12 protein-coding genes are annotated in these 16,054 nt (G+C 67.1%); all 12 read right to left on the bottom strand.

Annotation, left to right across the window (positions count from 1 at the left end):
* Positions 1-2 precede the first annotated feature (2 nt).
* Positions 3-1,676 (bottom strand): phospho-sugar mutase, encoded by a 1,674-nt coding sequence (locus NQK35_RS05895; protein WP_257113479.1) that lies wholly within the window; start codon positions 1,674-1,676, stop codon positions 3-5.
* A 6-nt stretch (positions 1,677-1,682) separates the two neighbouring features.
* A complete protein-coding gene (gene deoC / locus NQK35_RS05900) occupies positions 1,683-2,336 on the bottom strand; it encodes a deoxyribose-phosphate aldolase (protein WP_009213269.1) in 654 nt (217 codons plus the stop codon).
* 20 nt (positions 2,337-2,356) lie between these two features.
* The gene (deoD, locus tag NQK35_RS05905; RefSeq protein ID WP_257113481.1) at positions 2,357-3,064 is read right to left on the bottom strand and encodes a purine-nucleoside phosphorylase; all 708 of its coding nucleotides are present in this window, start codon (positions 3,062-3,064) and stop codon (positions 2,357-2,359) included.
* Between the two features lie 101 nt (positions 3,065-3,165).
* The gene (locus tag NQK35_RS05910) at positions 3,166-4,161 is read right to left on the bottom strand and encodes a sugar-binding transcriptional regulator (protein ID WP_257113482.1); all 996 of its coding nucleotides are present in this window, start codon (positions 4,159-4,161) and stop codon (positions 3,166-3,168) included.
* 31 nt (positions 4,162-4,192) lie between these two features.
* Entirely contained in the window at positions 4,193-5,479 is a 1,287-nt protein-coding gene (locus tag NQK35_RS05915; protein WP_009213266.1) for a thymidine phosphorylase, read from the bottom strand.
* Entirely contained in the window at positions 5,466-5,918 is a 453-nt protein-coding gene (locus tag NQK35_RS05920) for a cytidine deaminase (RefSeq protein ID WP_009213265.1), read from the bottom strand. Before NQK35_RS05920 ends, NQK35_RS05915 begins: the two co-directional genes overlap by 14 nt.
* 12 nt (positions 5,919-5,930) lie before the next feature.
* Positions 5,931-7,214 carry an ABC transporter permease gene (locus NQK35_RS05925; protein WP_257113483.1) on the bottom strand — a complete coding sequence of 428 codons (1,284 nt, stop codon included), beginning with the start codon at positions 7,212-7,214 and terminating at the stop codon, positions 5,931-5,933.
* Positions 7,201-8,337: an ABC transporter permease gene (locus tag NQK35_RS05930; protein ID WP_257113485.1), complete on the bottom strand. Its 1,137-nt coding sequence runs from the start codon at positions 8,335-8,337 to the stop codon at positions 7,201-7,203. The genes NQK35_RS05925 and NQK35_RS05930 overlap by 14 nt, the downstream gene beginning before the upstream one ends.
* The gene (locus NQK35_RS05935; protein WP_257113487.1) at positions 8,334-9,899 is read right to left on the bottom strand and encodes an ABC transporter ATP-binding protein; all 1,566 of its coding nucleotides are present in this window, start codon (positions 9,897-9,899) and stop codon (positions 8,334-8,336) included. Before NQK35_RS05935 ends, NQK35_RS05930 begins: the two co-directional genes overlap by 4 nt.
* A 92-nt stretch (positions 9,900-9,991) precedes the next feature.
* Positions 9,992-11,080 carry a BMP family lipoprotein gene (locus NQK35_RS05940; protein ID WP_257113489.1) on the bottom strand — a complete coding sequence of 363 codons (1,089 nt, stop codon included), beginning with the start codon at positions 11,078-11,080 and terminating at the stop codon, positions 9,992-9,994.
* 154 nt (positions 11,081-11,234) lie between these two features.
* Positions 11,235-13,517, bottom strand: coding sequence for a bifunctional metallophosphatase/5'-nucleotidase (locus NQK35_RS05945; RefSeq protein ID WP_257113490.1), 2,283 nt, complete (start codon positions 13,515-13,517; stop codon positions 11,235-11,237).
* Between the two features lie 65 nt (positions 13,518-13,582).
* Positions 13,583-15,913, bottom strand: coding sequence for an ExeM/NucH family extracellular endonuclease (locus NQK35_RS05950; protein ID WP_257113492.1), 2,331 nt, complete (start codon positions 15,911-15,913; stop codon positions 13,583-13,585).
* Between the last annotated feature and the right edge of the window lie 141 nt (positions 15,914-16,054).

Consider the following 16,054-nt stretch of genomic DNA (forward strand, 5'->3'; position numbering starts at 1 on the left):
CATCACAGTCCGATGATCTGACCAAACTCCCGCTTGATGCGCTCCAGGCGCTCGCGTGCTTCCTCCCACGGAACCGGCCCGCCCTCGGGTACCGGGAGGATAACCTCCAGGTAGCACTTGAGTTTCGGCTCCGTGCCCGAGGGACGGGCGATGACGCGGTCACCGTCGCGGGTGAGCACCAGGACGCCGTCCGTGGGGGGCAGTCCCTGGTATCCCTCCGACAGGTCCGAAACCTCAACGACCGGAGAACCCGCCAGCTCGGTCGGCGGCTGGGCGCGCAGGCGCGCCATTCCCTGGGCGATCTGTTCGATCTGTTCGACCCGGAAGGTCAAAGGACCGGTCACGTGCAGGCCGTGGAGGCGCGCCAGCCGATCCAGCTCGTCCCACGCGCTGCGCCCCTGCGCCTTCAAGGAAGCGAACAACGACGCGGCCACGACGGAAGAGGCGATGCCGTCCTTGTCGCGGGCGACCGACGGATTCGGACAAAAGCCGATGGCCTCCTCGTATCCGAAGGCCAGCTGCGGCGCGCGAGCGATCCACTTGAAACCGGTGAGGGTCGTGTGGTGGACCAGCCCGTGAGCGCGTGCGATCCGACCCAGCAGACGCGAGGACACGATTGAGTTCGCGAGCGACCCGCGCACCCCGCGCGAGGCCAGGAACTCTCCCAGCAGGCAGCCAATCTGGTCTCCGCTGAGCGGGGTCCACCCCGTCGGCGAGGCGGGGTCCGGCACGGCGAGAGCGCAGCGATCCGCGTCGGGGTCGACCGCGATGATGAGGTCAGCTCCCTCGCTTCGCGCCTGCTCGATCGCCATGTCGAGGGCGCCGGCCTCCTCCGGGTTGGGGAAGGGCACGGTCGGGAAGTCCGGGTCCGGTTCGGCCTGGGCTGCCACAAGCGAGACGTTCGTGAACCCGGCCTCGGCCAGGACGCGCGACGTCAGCGACGCGCCCACGCCGTGCATGGCGGTCAGGACGATGCGCAGGTCCTGCCGTGCTGCGATCTCACCGGAGGCCAGCGCGACTGCGGAGGCCACGTACTCGTCGCGGGGGTCAACGGCCTCGACGAGGTCGTCGTTCATCGGAACCTGGTCGGCCGGCGGGGTGGCCTTGATGGCGTCGGCGATCTCGGCGTCGAAGGGCGGCACGATCTGGACGCCCTGGCCGTCGCCGGTGACGACGCTGCCTCCCAGGTAGACCTTGTACCCGTTGTCGGGTGCGGGGTTATGCGAGGCCGTCACCATGACTCCCGCGTCGGCGCCGAAGTGGCGCACCGCAAAGGAAGTGAGCGGAGTCGGGTTGGCCTGGGGCAGGGCGAGGACCCGCACGCCGGCTGCCGAAGCGACGCGGCACGCGGCCGTGGCGAACTTGGAGGAACCGTAGCGGGCGTCGCACCCGACGACCAGCGTGGGCGTGCCCGTCGCGTGGCGCTTGACGACCTCACACAGGCCTGCGGTCGCGCGGATGACGACGGCCAGGTTCATGCGGGATTCGCCGGGGCCGACGACGCCGCGCAGCCCGGCGGTACCGAATTCGAGAGGGCCGTTCATGGCGGCGCGCACGCGCGCCAGAGCCTCCTCGTCGCCGGCACGCGCGGCCTCAACATCCCCCTTCAGGGACGAGGCCGTCGCCGGATCCGGGTCGTGGTCTGCCCAACGGCGGGCGCGATCGAAAACGTCCATGTGTTCTCATTCCTCCAGTCCTGCCAGAATGGCGTTGGTTGCCGAGACCCCCAGACGGGAAGCGCCGGCCTCGATCATGGCGAGCGCCGTTTCGGCGTCGCGGATTCCTCCAGATGCTTTCACACCCAGGGAATCGCCGACGGTGGCACGCATGAGGGCAACCGCGTGCGTCGACGCGCCTCCGGCGGGGTGGAAACCCGTCGACGTCTTGACGAAGTCGGCGCCAGCCGCCATCGACGCCCGGCAGGCAGCGACGATCTCATCGTCGGTGAGGGCCGCAGACTCGATAATGACCTTGAGGACGCGGGGGGAGGGAACGACCCGGCGAACGGCGGCAATCTCCCCCTCCAGGTCAGCAAGCCGTCCATCCTTGACCAGCTCAATGTTGATGACCATGTCAATCTCGTCGGCACCGTCCGCGACGGCGAGGGCCGCCTCGAAGGCCTTCACCTCGGGCTTGACGGCTCCCGAGGGGAAGCCGACCACGCAGGCAACCTTGAGCCCCTCGGGCACGTCCAGGGGCAGCATCGAGGGAGAGACACACACCGAGAAGGTTCCGGCCCCGGCCCCCTCCTCGACGATGCGCGCCACGTCCGCGCGCGTCGCTTCCGGCTTGAGGATCGTGTGGTCGATCATCGCGGCCACGTCACGTTTCTTCATGAGACGACGTTCTCCTAATCTCACAGGGCTGCCAGCGGCAGGGCGAGTTCCATCATCGTCGTGAAGGCGGTCTGCCGAGACTGGGCGTCCGTGGCCTCTCCGGTGACGAGGGAATCGGAGACGGTGAACATGCCGAGGGCCTCGACGCCGGCGTGCGCGGCCGTCGCATACAGTCCAGCCGTTTCCATTTCGACCGCGAGGATCCCCATCCGCGCCCACGCCTCGTTGAAAGTCTGGTTCGCGTTGTAGAAGACGTCGGAGGACATGATGTTGCCGACGTGGAAGGGGACTCCCTCCTCGCGGGCGCGGCGCACCACGTCGTCAATGAGGCGGAAGGAGCCGATCGGAGCATAGGTTCCGGGGAGCTGGTACTGGTCCATGAACGCCGAATTCGTGCAGGCTCCCTGGGCGACCACAACGTCGTAGAGGTGCATGTCGGGCTGCAGAGCGCCACACGTTCCAACGCGCACCAGGCGCCGGCAACCAAACTCGTGGATGAGTTCATAGGCGTACAGGGAGATTGAGGGGATACCCATGCCAGACCCCATGACGGACACGGGGGTGCCCTGGTAGGTACCGGTGAAGCCGAGCATGTTGCGTACGGCGTTGAACTGCTGGACGTCCTCCAGGTAGGTATCGGCGATGAACTTCGCGCGCAGGGGGTCTCCCGGGAGCAGGATGGTCTCGGCGATGGGAGCGGTGGGATCAATGTGCGGTGTGGAACGCATGTGTCATGTCCTTCGTTGTGTCGAGGAGAACTGGGCTCCTCTCGGCGTCTTTACCTGTGTGACAAGGCTATGCCCTGAGTTACAAATGCGTCAATAGCAATTTAACAAATGTTCCATCCTCCTGTCGTTGCGTCATCCACCCCCTCCGAGGGTTCCTCGCTCGTCTCGTCCAGCAGCGCGAGGGCCAGGTCCTGGTCGACCACCAGGTGGGTGGCCAACCCCATGCGAAGCCCCGCCTCCAGAGCCCGGGCCTTCACGAGCCCTCCCGCAACGAGCAGCCGGACGGGACGCGCACGCAGGTCGTCCAGGGGGATGCTGACCGTGCGGCGCTCGATCTGGGGACGCGCGATGGTGCCGGACTTTGTAAAGAAGTGGGAAAAGACGTCGCCGACGGCGTCGCGCAGCAGCGCCTCTACCTCCGCCTCCTCAAGCTGCCCGAGGTTCAGGGAGATGACCTCCCGGCCCATCGCGCCGACCGTGAAGACGGCGACGTCGACGCCCCGCCCCTCCTCCAGGATCTTGGCGATCGCCCGGTCCTGGCGCACGATCGACAGGGTCGCCGTGTCCTGAAAGATGACGGGGAGCGGCAGGTACCGGGGCTCGGCGGAGAATGCCTCGCAGAAGGCTCGCATGACCTCGAAGTCGTGGGTCCCGCGCTCGGAGAAGGAGGTCCCTCCCTTGAGCTGGACGACCCGCACTCCCGATCGCGGGGACCTGGACAGGTGGGAGGCGAGCGAGTTCATCGTGCGACCCCAGGAGATGCCGACGCTCATGCCGTCGTGGACCAGCTGGCTCAACAGGGCAGCTCCGACGCGCCCGACCTGGTCGATGGCCTCCTCCACCCTCATCGCTCGCCCGTGTGCGACTCGCGCGCAGGCCAGCCCATATCGCTTCTCCAGGCGCGCCGCGAGCTCGGAGGCCTCGTCGCGCGGATCGTGGATGTCGATGGTCACGAAGCCTCGCGCGTGGCCGTGCGCGAGGAGCTTGGCCACCGTGGGCCGCGAGCACCCCATGCGGGAGGCAACCTCGGCCTGACTCAAGTCTTGCTGGTAGTAAAGCTTGAGGGCCTCGATCGACTGCTCGTCGCGCTTCTCCACGATTCCTCCTTCCCCGTGCCGTACGGTTGCGTCAGGAGACCGTGTCCAAGATGACGCCCCGATCCTCGACGACGCCCCCGTCAGCGATCGTGATCGCACCCGCGAGGCTTTCCACGGCTCGCTCGATGCGCCACTCGTCGTCCGTGTAGAGGGTGAGCAGCGGCTGCCCCGCTCGCACGCTCTCGCCGGGCTTGGCATGAATCTCGATGCCGGCACCCGCCTGGACAGCGTCCTCCTTGACCGCGCGCCCCGCGCCCAGGCGCCAGGACGCGACCCCGACGCCGAGGGCGTCCATGCCGACGACCGTTCCGTCGGCCTCGGCCCGAACCTGGTGCGCGTGGGCGGCACGAGGCATCGGCGCGTCCGGGTCGCCGCCCTGCTCGCGGATCATCTGGCGCCAACGGTCCATGGCGCGCCCATCACGCAGGGCCTCCTCCACGTCGGCGTCGTGGACGCCCGCCAGGTCCAGCATGTTCCGGGCGAGTTCGCAGGTCAGCTCGACGACGTCGGAGGGGCCTGCGCCCGCGAGGACCTCAACCGATTCCTCAACCTCAAGAGCATTGCCGATCTTGCGTCCGAGGGGCACCGACATGTCGGTCAGCAGCGCGCGCGTGGCAACGCCCGCGTCGCGCCCCAAATCCACCATGGTGCGCGCGAGCTCACGCGCGGTGTCCAGGTCCTTCATGAAGGCACCCGACCCAACCTTGACGTCCAGGACGAGCGCGCCCGTCCCCTCAGCGATCTTCTTGCTCATGATGGAGCTGGCGATCAGCGGGATGGACTCCACGGTCGAGGTGATGTCGCGCAGCGCGTACAGCTTCTTGTCCGCGGGTGCCAGGCCGACCCCGGCCGCGCAGATGACCGCGCCGCATCCGCTGCCCAGCTGCGTCATGATCTCCTCGTTGCTCAGCTGTGCCCTCCAGCCTGGGATCGACTCCAGCTTGTCCAGGGTGCCGCCCGTGTGCCCCAGGCCTCGGCCCGACAGCTGCGGGACCGCTACCCCGAAGCACGCGACGAGCGGCGCCAGGGGCAGGGTGATCTTGTCCCCCACGCCTCCGGTCGAGTGCTTGTCGGCGGTCGGCTTGCCGATCCCGGAGAAGTCCATGCGCTGCCCCGACCGGATCATCGCATCCGTCCACCGGGCAATCTCCTCGCGGTTCATTCCACGCAGGAAGATCGCCATGGCCAGGGCGGCCATCTGCTCATCCTTGACGACGCCGGAGGTGTAGGCATCGATCACCCAGTCGATGTGCTCGGGGGATAGGGTTCCCCCGTCGCGTTTCGTACGAATGACGTCAACGGCATCAACGATCGCCATCGTTTCCTTCTTTCGTTTCGGAATAGGCCGGGGCGCTTGTCGCTCCCACCCCGTCCAGGTCATGGGGGCCGAAAGCACCGGGGAGGACCTCGCTCATGGGGGCGACCCCGCCGGGCATGAGGACCAGGCAGGAGGGGCCTCCGTGCTCGAAGATGAGCTGGCGGCACCTCCCGCACGGGGAGACGGGAACCGCGTCACCATTGACGGCGACGACACCGACGAGCGTGCCCCCGCCGGAGCGGATCAGGTCCGAGACCATGCCGCACTCGGCACACAGGGTCACCCCGTAGCCGGCGTTCTCGACGTTGCAGCCGCTGACGATCCGACCGTCGTCCGTCAATCCGGCGGCGCCGACCGGGAACCCCGAGTAGGGGCAGTACGCCCGCTTCATCGCGTCTGTGGCGACGCCCAGCAGGGCGTCCCAATCGATCAGAGGCATCGACCCCACCCCTCACTTCACGTAGGGGACGTTCTCGGCGGCGGGCGCCCGGGACTTACCGACAAAGCCCGCAACCGCGACAATGGTCACGACGTAGGGGATCATCGACACCAGGTTGGAGGGGACCGCGCTGGTCAGGTTGGGCAGCATGTGAGCCAGGGCTTGGGCGAAGCCGAACATGACGGCGGCGCTCATCGCTCCCAGCGGGTTCCACTTGCCCAGGATCATCGCCGCCAGGGCGATGTATCCGTTGCCCGCGGAGATGTTGTCCGTGAAAGCCAAGCCCGAGCCGATCGTGAAGAACGCGCCCCCCAGACCCGCGAAGGCGGAACCGAGAATCGTGTTCGTCGTGCGCGTGCGCTGAACGTTGATGCCGACCGTGTCGGCGGCTCGAGGGTGCTCGCCGCAGGCACGCAGGCGCAGGCCCCACCGCGAGCGGAACAGGAAGAACGCCAGCGCAACGACCGCCACGTACATCAGGTACACGAGGATCGACTGGTTGAACAGGGCCGGCCCCACGACGGGGATCTCCGATAGGAGCGGGATCTTGATGCTCGACAGCGAGTACTGGTTCGTGTTCAGGCTCACCGCCGGATTCTTCATGACGGTGCCCGCGAAGAACGTCGTGAGACCCAGGGCCAGCACGTTCAAGACGACGCCGACGATGATCTGATCGACCCCGTACTTCACGGAGAAGAGCGCCAGCAGCACGCCCAGGGCGGCTCCCGCCAGCGGGGCCGCGAGCAGTCCGGCGTATGGGTTCTGGAAGAAGGAGGCCACCATCACGCCCGCGAAGGCGCCGACCAGGAGGTCACCCTCAATTGCGATGTTGACCACGCCGACTCGCTCCGAGATCACGCCCGAGAGCGCGCCGAAGATCAGGGGCGTCGACAGCGCAACCGTCGAGACGAGGGTCGAAGTCAGCGTCACGGAGCCGGTGGCCGACCCCGAGCCCGCGTACACGAGGAACCCACACACCGTCGACACGCCGACGACGACCATCGCACCGACACGAGCCCACGACGGGGAGCTGGCACGACGCAGCGTCGAGACGATCGCCCACGCGGTGATCGCGATCGTGACGAGGGCCAGCCCCCACACGACGGGGGCACCCGCCACGACGACGTCGGGAATCGAGTACGACTGCGACTTGTCGTTGAGCAGCACCCGCACATCCCCGCTGGTGGCGGCGGCGAGAATGACCAGGAGGATACAGGCCGCCGCGTAGACGCCCGGGAGCTTCCAGGACCGTTTGGATTCAACCTGCGTGCGCGTTCCACGCTCACTTGTGCTCATCACTGCTCCCCTTTCGAAGTTCTTCCACACGCCGGGCGTTGGGCAGCCGGAACAGCCACCGCACGAGCGCCGGAGCGGCGATCAACAGCACGATCACCGACTGCAGGATCAAGATCATGTCGATGGGCACGCCCTTGGTTTGCATCAGGTAGCCGCCCGCCTTGAAGGCGCCGAACAGCAGGCCAGCGCCGAAGGTGCCCAGCGGCTTGTTGCGCCCCAGCAGGGCGACGGTGATCGCGTCGAAACCGATCGACCCGGCGACGTCGCGCGAGACGTAGCCGAGGGTACCCAGCGCCTCGTTGGCGCCGGCCAGGCCCAGGAACGCCCCCGAGAGCACCATCGTCACCGCCGTGATGCGCTCCACCGATATTCCGGCCGTGCGCGCCGCGGCCGCGTTCGCCCCGACCGCCCGAATCTTGAAGCCGAGGGTCGAGCGCTCCATCAGCCACCAGAAGGCCGCGAGAGCGATGATGGCCACGATGATGCCCGCGTGCAGCTTGAAGGGGGCGGACAGCAGACGCGTCAACTGGGCGCTCGGGTCAACGTTGGGGGTGATGGGCTGATTAGACCCGGGGGCTTGCCATGCCTTTTGGCCCAGGAGGTAGCCCAGGCCGAGGGTGGCCACCGAATTCAGCATGATCGTGACAATGACCTCGTTGGCCCCCGTCTTCGCCTTCAGCACGCCAGCGATGCCCCCGTACAGGCCTCCCGCGATGATCGCCGCGGCGAGAGCCACCAGGGTGTGGAGGACGGGAGGCAGGTGCAGCGAGAATCCGACCCACACGGCGGCAAGCGCCCCCATGATGATCTGACCTTTGCCGCCGATGTTGAACAGGCCGGCCCGGAAACCAACCGCCAGCCCGAGGCCCGAGATGATCAGCGGAATCGAGAAGAACAACGAGTTCGTCAGGGGCACGATCATGCGGGTGAACGTCGCCGCCTCCGGGTCCACGATCGCGCCGCGGAACATCGCGTAGTACGCGTCCGTCACCGACGCCCCCGACATCGCGATCAGGATCGCGCCGATCACGAAGGCGATCAGGACCGCCAGCACCGACACGAACCACTGCGAGGCCAGGACTCGGACAATCGCGACCCGGGCTCCGCTCTTGTGCGTAGTCATTTCTTTTCCTCCCCGTCAACGTCCTCGGTGTCGGCGGATCCCCTCGACGCGGCCACGGCCTCGTCGAGGGGGACGCCGGCCATCATGAGGCCCAGCACGTCGCGCCCCGTGTCCGGCGGGACGATGCCGACGAGGCGTCCCCGGTACATCACGGCGATACGATCCGCCAGTGCCACGACCTCGTCCAGCTCCGACGAGATGAGCAGGACCGCGCAGCCCTGGTCCCGCACGTCGACGATCCTGCGGTGAATGAACTCGATGGACCCGACGTCCACCCCTCGGGTCGGCTGGTTGGCCACCAGGAGCGTCAGATCCTTGGAGATCTCCCTCGCCACGACCACCTTCTGCTGGTTGCCGCCGGACAGGGAAGAAATCGGGTCGGACACGGACGTCAGGCGAATGTCGTATTCTTTTTCCTTCTCGCGGGCGTTGCGCGCGATAGCGCCGAGCTTGAGGGAACCGCCCGCCGAGAACTCTCGGGAGGTGAACTGGTCCAGGACCAGGTTGTCCGCGATGGAGAAGGAGGCGATGATGCCGTCGGTTGACCTGTCCTCGGGGATGAACCCGACGCCCGCGTCCAGGGAATCACGCGGATTGGCGCGGGTGACGTCGGCATCCCCCAGGCGGATCTGCCCGCTGTGGGGGGTGCGCAGGCCCAGGATCACCTCGGCCAGCTCCGTCTGGCCGTTACCCTGCACGCCGGCGACGGCCAGAATCTCTCCCTGACGAACATCGAAGGACACGTGGTCGAGGAGGGGAATGCCCCCCGAGCCGAGGAGGGACACGTCCTCGAAGGCCAGCCCCGCTCCCGTGGGGTTGGCGGGTTCCTTCTTGACCCGCATGAGCACCTCGCGTCCCACCATCTGCGTGGCGAGCGAAGCCTCGGAGTCCGTGGGCGAGGCGTGGCCGACGACGCGACCGCGCCGGATGACGGTGATGTCGTCTGCGACCGCTCGGATCTCGCGCAGCTTGTGGGTGATGAACACGATGGAGGTTCCCGCGTCCGCGAGCTGACGCATGATGGTCATGAGCTCGTCGGTCTCCTGCGGGGTCAACACCGCGGTGGGCTCGTCCAGGATGAGGACCTTTGCCTCGCGCGACAGGGCCTTGACGATCTCGACGCGCTGCTGGGCGCCCACGGGCAGGTCTTCGATGAGCGCGTCGGGGTCCAGGTCGAAGCCGAAGCGCGCCGACACCTCTCGAACGGTTTGCCGCGCGCGCTCGCGGCTGATGATCCCCGCCGGACCGGTCGGCTCGAACCCGAGCGCAATCGACTCGGCCACGGTGAAGACCGGGATCAGCATGAAGTGCTGGTGCACCATGCCGATGCCCGCCGCAACTGCGTCCCCCGGCCCCTTGAAGGTCACGGGAGTTCCGTCGATCAGGATCTGCCCCTCGTCGGGGGCGTGCATCCCGTACAGGACGTTCATGAGCGTGGACTTACCCGCGCCGTTCTCTCCCAGTAGGGCGTGAATCTGCCCCTCCTCGATCGTCAGGTCGATCGAGTCGTTTGCGGTGAGGGGGCCAAACCTCTTCGTGATCCCCCGCAACTCCAATTTCATTCCTTCGTCCTTCCCCCGCTTGGGCCCGCGCTGCACGCCCGACAGGCGGGTGGGGCTGGCCCCCTCATCGCGGCCAGCCCCACCACCGGGCATCACTTCGGAGCGTTCTGCGATTCGATCGTCAGCTTGCCCGACTTGATGTCCTCGGTGAGCTTTTGCAGGTCATCCTTCAGCTCCGCAGGAACCTTCGCATCGAAGTCGTGGAAGGGAGCCAGGGAGACTCCTCCGTTGGCCAGCGTTCCCACGTACGGGGTCGCCGAGAAGTTACCGTTGACCGAGTCGGTGATGGCCTGCTCGACCGCCGCGCCGATCTCCTTCATGACGGAGGTCAGCACGATCGAGGAGTAGTCGGGGTTGGCCTCGTACCAGTCGGAGTCCACGCCGATGATCGACGTGTTGCCATCTGCCATGGCCGCGGCGGCGGCGCCCAGGCCGACGGGGCCGGCCACCGGCATGATGATGTCGGCACCCTGCGAGATGAACTGCTGGGCCTGTTGCTTGCCCAGCGCCTGGTCGTCGAAGGACTGGGTGAAGGAACCGGTCTGGCTCGCCTTGTCCCATCCCAGGAGCTGGACGGAGGTGCCCTTGGCCTTGTTGTAGGCCTCGACGCCGTCCGCGAAGCCGTCCATGAACACCGTCACGGAGGGGATCTGGATGCCGCCGAAGGTGGCGACCTTTCCGCTCTGGGTCATCCCGGCGGCGGCGTATCCGGCGAGGTAGGCGGCCTCGGCGGTGTTGAACAGTAGCGGGCGTCCGTTCTCAACGGTCACCGTGTTGTTGTTGCCGTCGCTGAAGCTGGAGTCGACCAGGGCATAGTGCAGGTCCTTGTTTTCGTCGGCCGAGGCGTGCATGGCCTTCTCGAGGTTGAAGCCCACGCCGATGATCAGGTTGCAGTTGTCGGAGACCATCGTCTCCACGTTCGGCTTGAAGTCGGCGTCCGAGCTTGACTCGGCCGTGTTGATCTGGATGCCGAGCTTGGACTGGGCGGCCTTCAGGCCGTTGTAGGCGGACTCGTTGAAGGACTTGTCGTCCCAGCCGCCGGCGTCGGAGACGGCGCACGCCTTAAACGAGGCGGCGTCCTTGGCTTGGCCGGTCTGTCCGGCGCTTCCTCCCCCGCCGCAACCGGCCAAGGCGAGCGTAGCAACTCCCGCAGCAGCAAGGAGTTTTGTGAGGTGCTTCATGAGTTTTATCCTCCGTTGATGTGGATTCTTCCTTGAACAGGTGGCGGCGCGGATCGCAGAGGCACTCCACGCACCCGGTACGCGAACATTTGTCACGATGGACTTTTGCGTATGCTACGAGTCTCCCGCGCCGCCACCGGTGTGTCAACAACAACTAGTTCTCGCTTTGGTAACGATTCGCACGTCGACGAGCGAGAACCCCCGCGCCGCCGATCGCGGCGATGGCCGCCGCGCCGAGCAGCGCCTCGGCGTAGGCGCCGGTGCGGGCCAGCCCTCCCCGCTTGGTGCTCGGGCTGGGCGAGGCGGAAGGCGTCGGAGCACTCGGCGTCGCGTCACCACCGGCGTCGGGGGTCGGGGACGGCTGGGCCGCGCTGTCTCCGGCGCAGGCGACGGGGATCGTCACCCCGTCCGAGGCCTCGACGACCGTGGCGAAGTCGGTTGCCACACTCACCGGCGCCCCCACGACCTCTCCGGCCGCCTTGCCGCGGCAGGACCCCACGACCGTCACAGAAACGGTGGCCTGACCGGCGCCATCGGTCGTGATGATCGAGGCGGCGTCGGAGGCGTGCGCATCGACCAACGAGTTGTCGACATCGGCCACGGCCTGAGCGCCGCCCGCGCTCACGCGCACCTTCGAGGTGATCGACGGCCCCTCGGAGAAGGACAGCCCGCGCAGCGGAATCGTCACGGTCGCGCCGTCCGCCACCGGCTCGGTGGGCAGCGTCAGCCCGATCGAGGACTTCGCCTCGCGGGGGGCGAGCGAGCTCATCGCCTGCGCGCCTCCCTTCTTACCACCCGAGTTCTCCGCGAGGTACTCGTTGAAGGAGTCTCGGTCCAGGTTGCCGTTCGTCGTGGCAGCTCCCCCGCGGGTCAGGGCCTCGAAGGAGTCGCCACCCGCCAGCAGGAAGGACACGGAGCCGACCGTGTACGTCGCGTCGGCCTTCAGCGGCTCACCGTTGATCGTCACCGACGTGATGCGCTGGCCATAGGGTTTGGCTGGGTCGTAGGTATAGCGCACGTTCGAGGAGAGGCCCAGCTTGAGCATCGGGCGAGAGTTCTGCGAGTTCAGGTCCGTCTTCCACTGCTGCTCGAGCGCGTCCTTGACGTCCGATCCCTTCAGGGTGACGTATCCCAGCTCATCGGAGAAAGGCTCGACCTCGTAAGTCTGCGCGTAGGTGATCGTGCCGTCCTCGTTCGGCACCAGGTCGGCACGCAGGCCGCCCGCCATGATCATGCCGATGTCAACGCTCTTTCCATCCGGGGTCAGGATCGTTTCGCGCAGGGAATCCGCCACCAGGTCGCCCAGAGAGGATTCGATGCCTCGGTTCGATCCGGGGTCCGTGGCCCCCTCGGGCGTGGTGAAGACGCCGCGCTTGAAGGGGGTCGTGTAGCCGGTCGCGACGACGCGCTTGCCCGCCTCCTTCGAGTCGGCTTCGGCCTTGTCGACGACCGCCTGGGTCGCCGGATCCGCGCCGCACGCCGCGACGTCGGCGGCGGGAATGAGGATCGAATCCGCCGAGCTGACCTTGCGCGTCTTGGGATCGATCGTCAGGCGGATGAGCCCCAGGTTGTCCGTGTAGGAGCCCGACGCGATTCCCGCCAGCAGGGGGTTGGCCGAGTCGAAACGCTCGTGGGAGTTGACGTGGTCGAACTCGTAGGGCACGTGGGTGTCGCCGCCCATCAAGCCGTCCACGTCCTTGCCAACCTTCGGGTAGTTGTTCTTCACGTCGTCGTCGAGCATCGCGATGACGACGTCGGCTGTCCCGCTGCTCTTGAGCTGCGCGGCCAGGGAGTCGATGCGCTTGATTGGGTCGGTGAAGGTCAGTCCCGCGGTCGTTCCCGGGCTCAGCTTGTAGGGGACGTCCTCGGCGATCGCGCCGATGAACGCGACGGTAATACCGGAGGGAGACTTCCACAGCTTGTAGTCGCCGAGGTAGGGGGTCCCCTCCCCGTACGTGCCCATGCCCTGGATGTTCGCTCCGAGGTAGGGGAAGGTGGCCTGAACGAACTCGCTCGGGTTGGACCCGTCGACTCGCTGCTTGAAGACCGCCTGTCCCATGTCGAGCTCGTGATTACCAATGGTCGAGGCCAGCGGATTCATCGTGTTGAGGGCCGCGATCGTCGGGTTGTCCTTGAGGGAGCCCGAGATGTAGGGGGATGCTCCGATGTTGTCTCCCAGCAGGGTGAAGGAGGAGTTCGGATTCTCCTGGGTCGCCTTCTTCAGGTAGCAGTTCATGGCGGGCAGTCCCGCTTCGCGAACCACTCCCTTCTTGGACACCTGCTGAATGTGCCCGTGGACATCCGTCAGGTTGTACAGGTCCAGGGTGATGGGGGCGTCTGTGCCCTCCTGGGCGTCCGCGAGCGCCGCCGTCGGCACGAATGCCAGGGCGATCGCCGCCGTCGATGCGAGCGCCACGTGTCTCCAGGGTGTGCGCATGGTGTGTTCCTTTCTGAGCGGCTACCGTGCCGCATCAAGCGTGATGGTTGGGATAAAGGAGGGGCTCAGCTCCGACGCCTCCAGCGCCGCGACAGGCCCAGGCTCACGCCCCCCGCGCAGGCCAGGAGCGATCCGAGGAGGACGGCGTGATCAGCGTGCGAACCGGTGGCCGCCAGGCGGCGCTTGTGCGCCGCTGAGGGCGCCTGGGGCTGCTTCGAGCCGGGCGGAGGCGATGGGAGCGCGGAGGGGGTCGGCCCTCCCGGCTCCGCCGATGGGCTCGGATCGGCTCCGGGGGTCGGGGTGAGCAGGGTGAGGCCGATGATCTCGGGGTTGTGGTCCGAGGATCGGTAGGGGTTGTCCGCCTCGATCCTCAGGTGTGCGTTCATCCCGGCCCGCGAGTACTCGAAGGCTACGGATTCCTGGGCGTTCACCGCCCAGCTGGTCACGCCCGCCAGGAGGGATTTGGCGGCCGCGTTGGCAAAGACGTGATCGAGGGAACCGGAGCGGCCGGAGTACACGTAGGATGCTTCCCCCTGGCCCGAGACGCGTTCCCATCCTCTGGCGGTCAGGGCTCGGACGGGGTCTTCCTGCGAGTAGGAGTTGAAGTCGCCAACCAGCAGGGTCGGCTTGTCGGCAAAGCGAGCGGCGAAGGCGGCGAGGGCCGAGGCCTGGGCGACTCGGATCGCGTTCGCGTTGCCCTGGCCGTCTCCGTTGTCGCGGTTACCCTCCCCCGCCCCGTCGGGGACGGATCCCTTGGACTTGAAGTGGTTGGCGATGACGACGAAGGACGAGGAGCTCGCGCCGGTGCGCGCGAACTCCTGGGCCAGCGGCTGGCGCGCCAGTCCGGTGAAGGCCGGGTCGTCGTGAATGAGGGAGTTGCCCACCGGGGTGACGATCGCAGGCTTGTAGATGAAGGCGACGCGAATGACGTCCTCTCCCGCCGGGGTGATCGGGGGCGATGGCACGTATGCCCACTCGGCTGTCCCCGCCGCCGTGTTCAGCGCAGACACGAGTCGAGCCAGGGAGGCGTCTCGATCTGTCCCCACCCCCACGCCGACCGGGTTCTCAATCTCCTCGAGAGCAACGACGTGCGCACCCAGGGCATTGATCGCCGAGACGATCTTGGCTTCCTGGTTCGCAAAAGCCTCCCTCGAGTAGGCTCCACGCACCCTGCACTTCTTGGTGGTGACGAAGGCGCCGGTGCGGTCGGGATACCCCGTGCATCCGGCCTCGTCAACCCCCAGATCGGAGAAGTAGTTGAGGACGTTGAAGGTGGCGACTCGGGTGTCGCCACCAAGCGTCGGGGCGCTGGGGCGCACCCCCGTGATCGCGATGGGGGAACGATCGGGGTGCGCGGCGACCATGGAGGTGGGCTGGAGGATCCAGGAGCCGTTCCTGACTTCAAGGATGACCGGGGCAGCAAAGGTCGCGTGGTATCCGACGCGTGCGGGAGACCCGTTCGCCAGGTACGCGTAGGGGGCTTCGGTGGCCGTTCCCTTCTGGAGGTTGGTGTTGGCGCCGTCGTCGAGCGCGATGGCCTTCGAGGCGTTATCCGCTTCGTAGTCGCGGGCCGCCTGACCGGGGGCGACAACATCGGTGGCGGCTCGCAGCGGAGCATCGCCCGGCGTCAGGGTAAGGGTTCCGTAGAGGTTGGCCTGATAGTTGTCGGTGATGGTCCAGGTGCCCTGGGGGGTGAGCAGCATGGATTCGTAAGCTTCCGCCGATGCGCCCCGGGGCACGCCCGTGATCGGCGTCGGTTTCGGCGCCTGGCAACCGCTCACCTCGGTGACGGTCGTGGCGGCAAGCTGGGTGAGGCTCTCCGGGTTTCCTTTCGCGGTCGTGGCGGGAAACTCACCGACCGTTCCGCTCACGCGCACGCAGGTGCCGACCGCCGGGATTGTGCCCTCCTTACCCGCGTAGACGAAGAGAGCGTCGGATCGACTCTTCCCCTCCTCCCAGGTGCCACCGGTTCCCGGAGTCTGGATCGTGTAGCCGTCCAGGGTGCCGGTCAGGGACGACTCGCCAGCCGGATAGGAGGCGGTCACGACACCAAGCGTCGTGACCGACGTGCCGGTCAGGGCGGAATCGTCACCCTCACCGAGAGCTTGGATGTCCGCGATGGGCGTGTCCGCCTCCGATTCTTGGGAGGTCACCGCCTCGGCACCGGGGCCACTCTGTGCGGCCTCGGGGCTGGGCGAGGTGGTGGCTCCCTCCCCGCTCATCGCGGGCTCGGTCGGCGTCGGCGAGGGCTGGGCGCTCACCGCGCCGATGCCCGCACCCCCAGGCGCGGCAGCCTCATCTTCTCCCACGTCCCGCGCCCACGAGGCAGGGGAAAGCCCCAGGCCACACAGCGCGAGCGCTCCAACGACAGCTAGTGAACGTTTCCCGTAGGTCATCGGGTGTCCTCTTCTCAACCTCACGTCGTCGTGAGGGACCAGCAGGCCCCATGCATTGGCCATCCTTACCCAATGCAACACGAGTATTGACAAGTGTAAACGACATCCAGCGAAAATGGAAACAGTCGGGACACTCCCCCG

The sequence above is a fragment of the Schaalia odontolytica genome (assembly GCF_024584435.1).
GTDB lineage: Bacteria > Actinomycetota > Actinomycetes > Actinomycetales > Actinomycetaceae > Pauljensenia.

Coding starts and splice junctions, on each gene's coding strand:
- NQK35_RS05915 (WP_009213266.1), bottom strand. CDS start 5,479: ATGGCGATCGTTGATGCCGTTGACGTCATTCGTACGAAACGCGACGGG.
- NQK35_RS05945 (WP_257113490.1), bottom strand. CDS start 13,517: ATGCGCACACCCTGGAGACACGTGGCGCTCGCATCGACGGCGGCGATC.
- NQK35_RS05920 (WP_009213265.1), bottom strand. CDS start 5,918: ATGCCTCTGATCGATTGGGACGCCCTGCTGGGCGTCGCCACAGACGCG.
- NQK35_RS05895 (WP_257113479.1), bottom strand. CDS start 1,676: ATGGACGTTTTCGATCGCGCCCGCCGTTGGGCAGACCACGACCCGGAT.
- deoD (WP_257113481.1), bottom strand. CDS start 3,064: ATGCGTTCCACACCGCACATTGATCCCACCGCTCCCATCGCCGAGACC.
- deoC (WP_009213269.1), bottom strand. CDS start 2,336: ATGAAGAAACGTGACGTGGCCGCGATGATCGACCACACGATCCTCAAG.
- NQK35_RS05930 (WP_257113485.1), bottom strand. CDS start 8,337: ATGACTACGCACAAGAGCGGAGCCCGGGTCGCGATTGTCCGAGTCCTG.
- NQK35_RS05935 (WP_257113487.1), bottom strand. CDS start 9,899: ATGAAATTGGAGTTGCGGGGGATCACGAAGAGGTTTGGCCCCCTCACC.
- NQK35_RS05950 (WP_257113492.1), bottom strand. CDS start 15,913: ATGACCTACGGGAAACGTTCACTAGCTGTCGTTGGAGCGCTCGCGCTG.
- NQK35_RS05925 (WP_257113483.1), bottom strand. CDS start 7,214: ATGAGCACAAGTGAGCGTGGAACGCGCACGCAGGTTGAATCCAAACGG.
- NQK35_RS05940 (WP_257113489.1), bottom strand. CDS start 11,080: ATGAAGCACCTCACAAAACTCCTTGCTGCTGCGGGAGTTGCTACGCTC.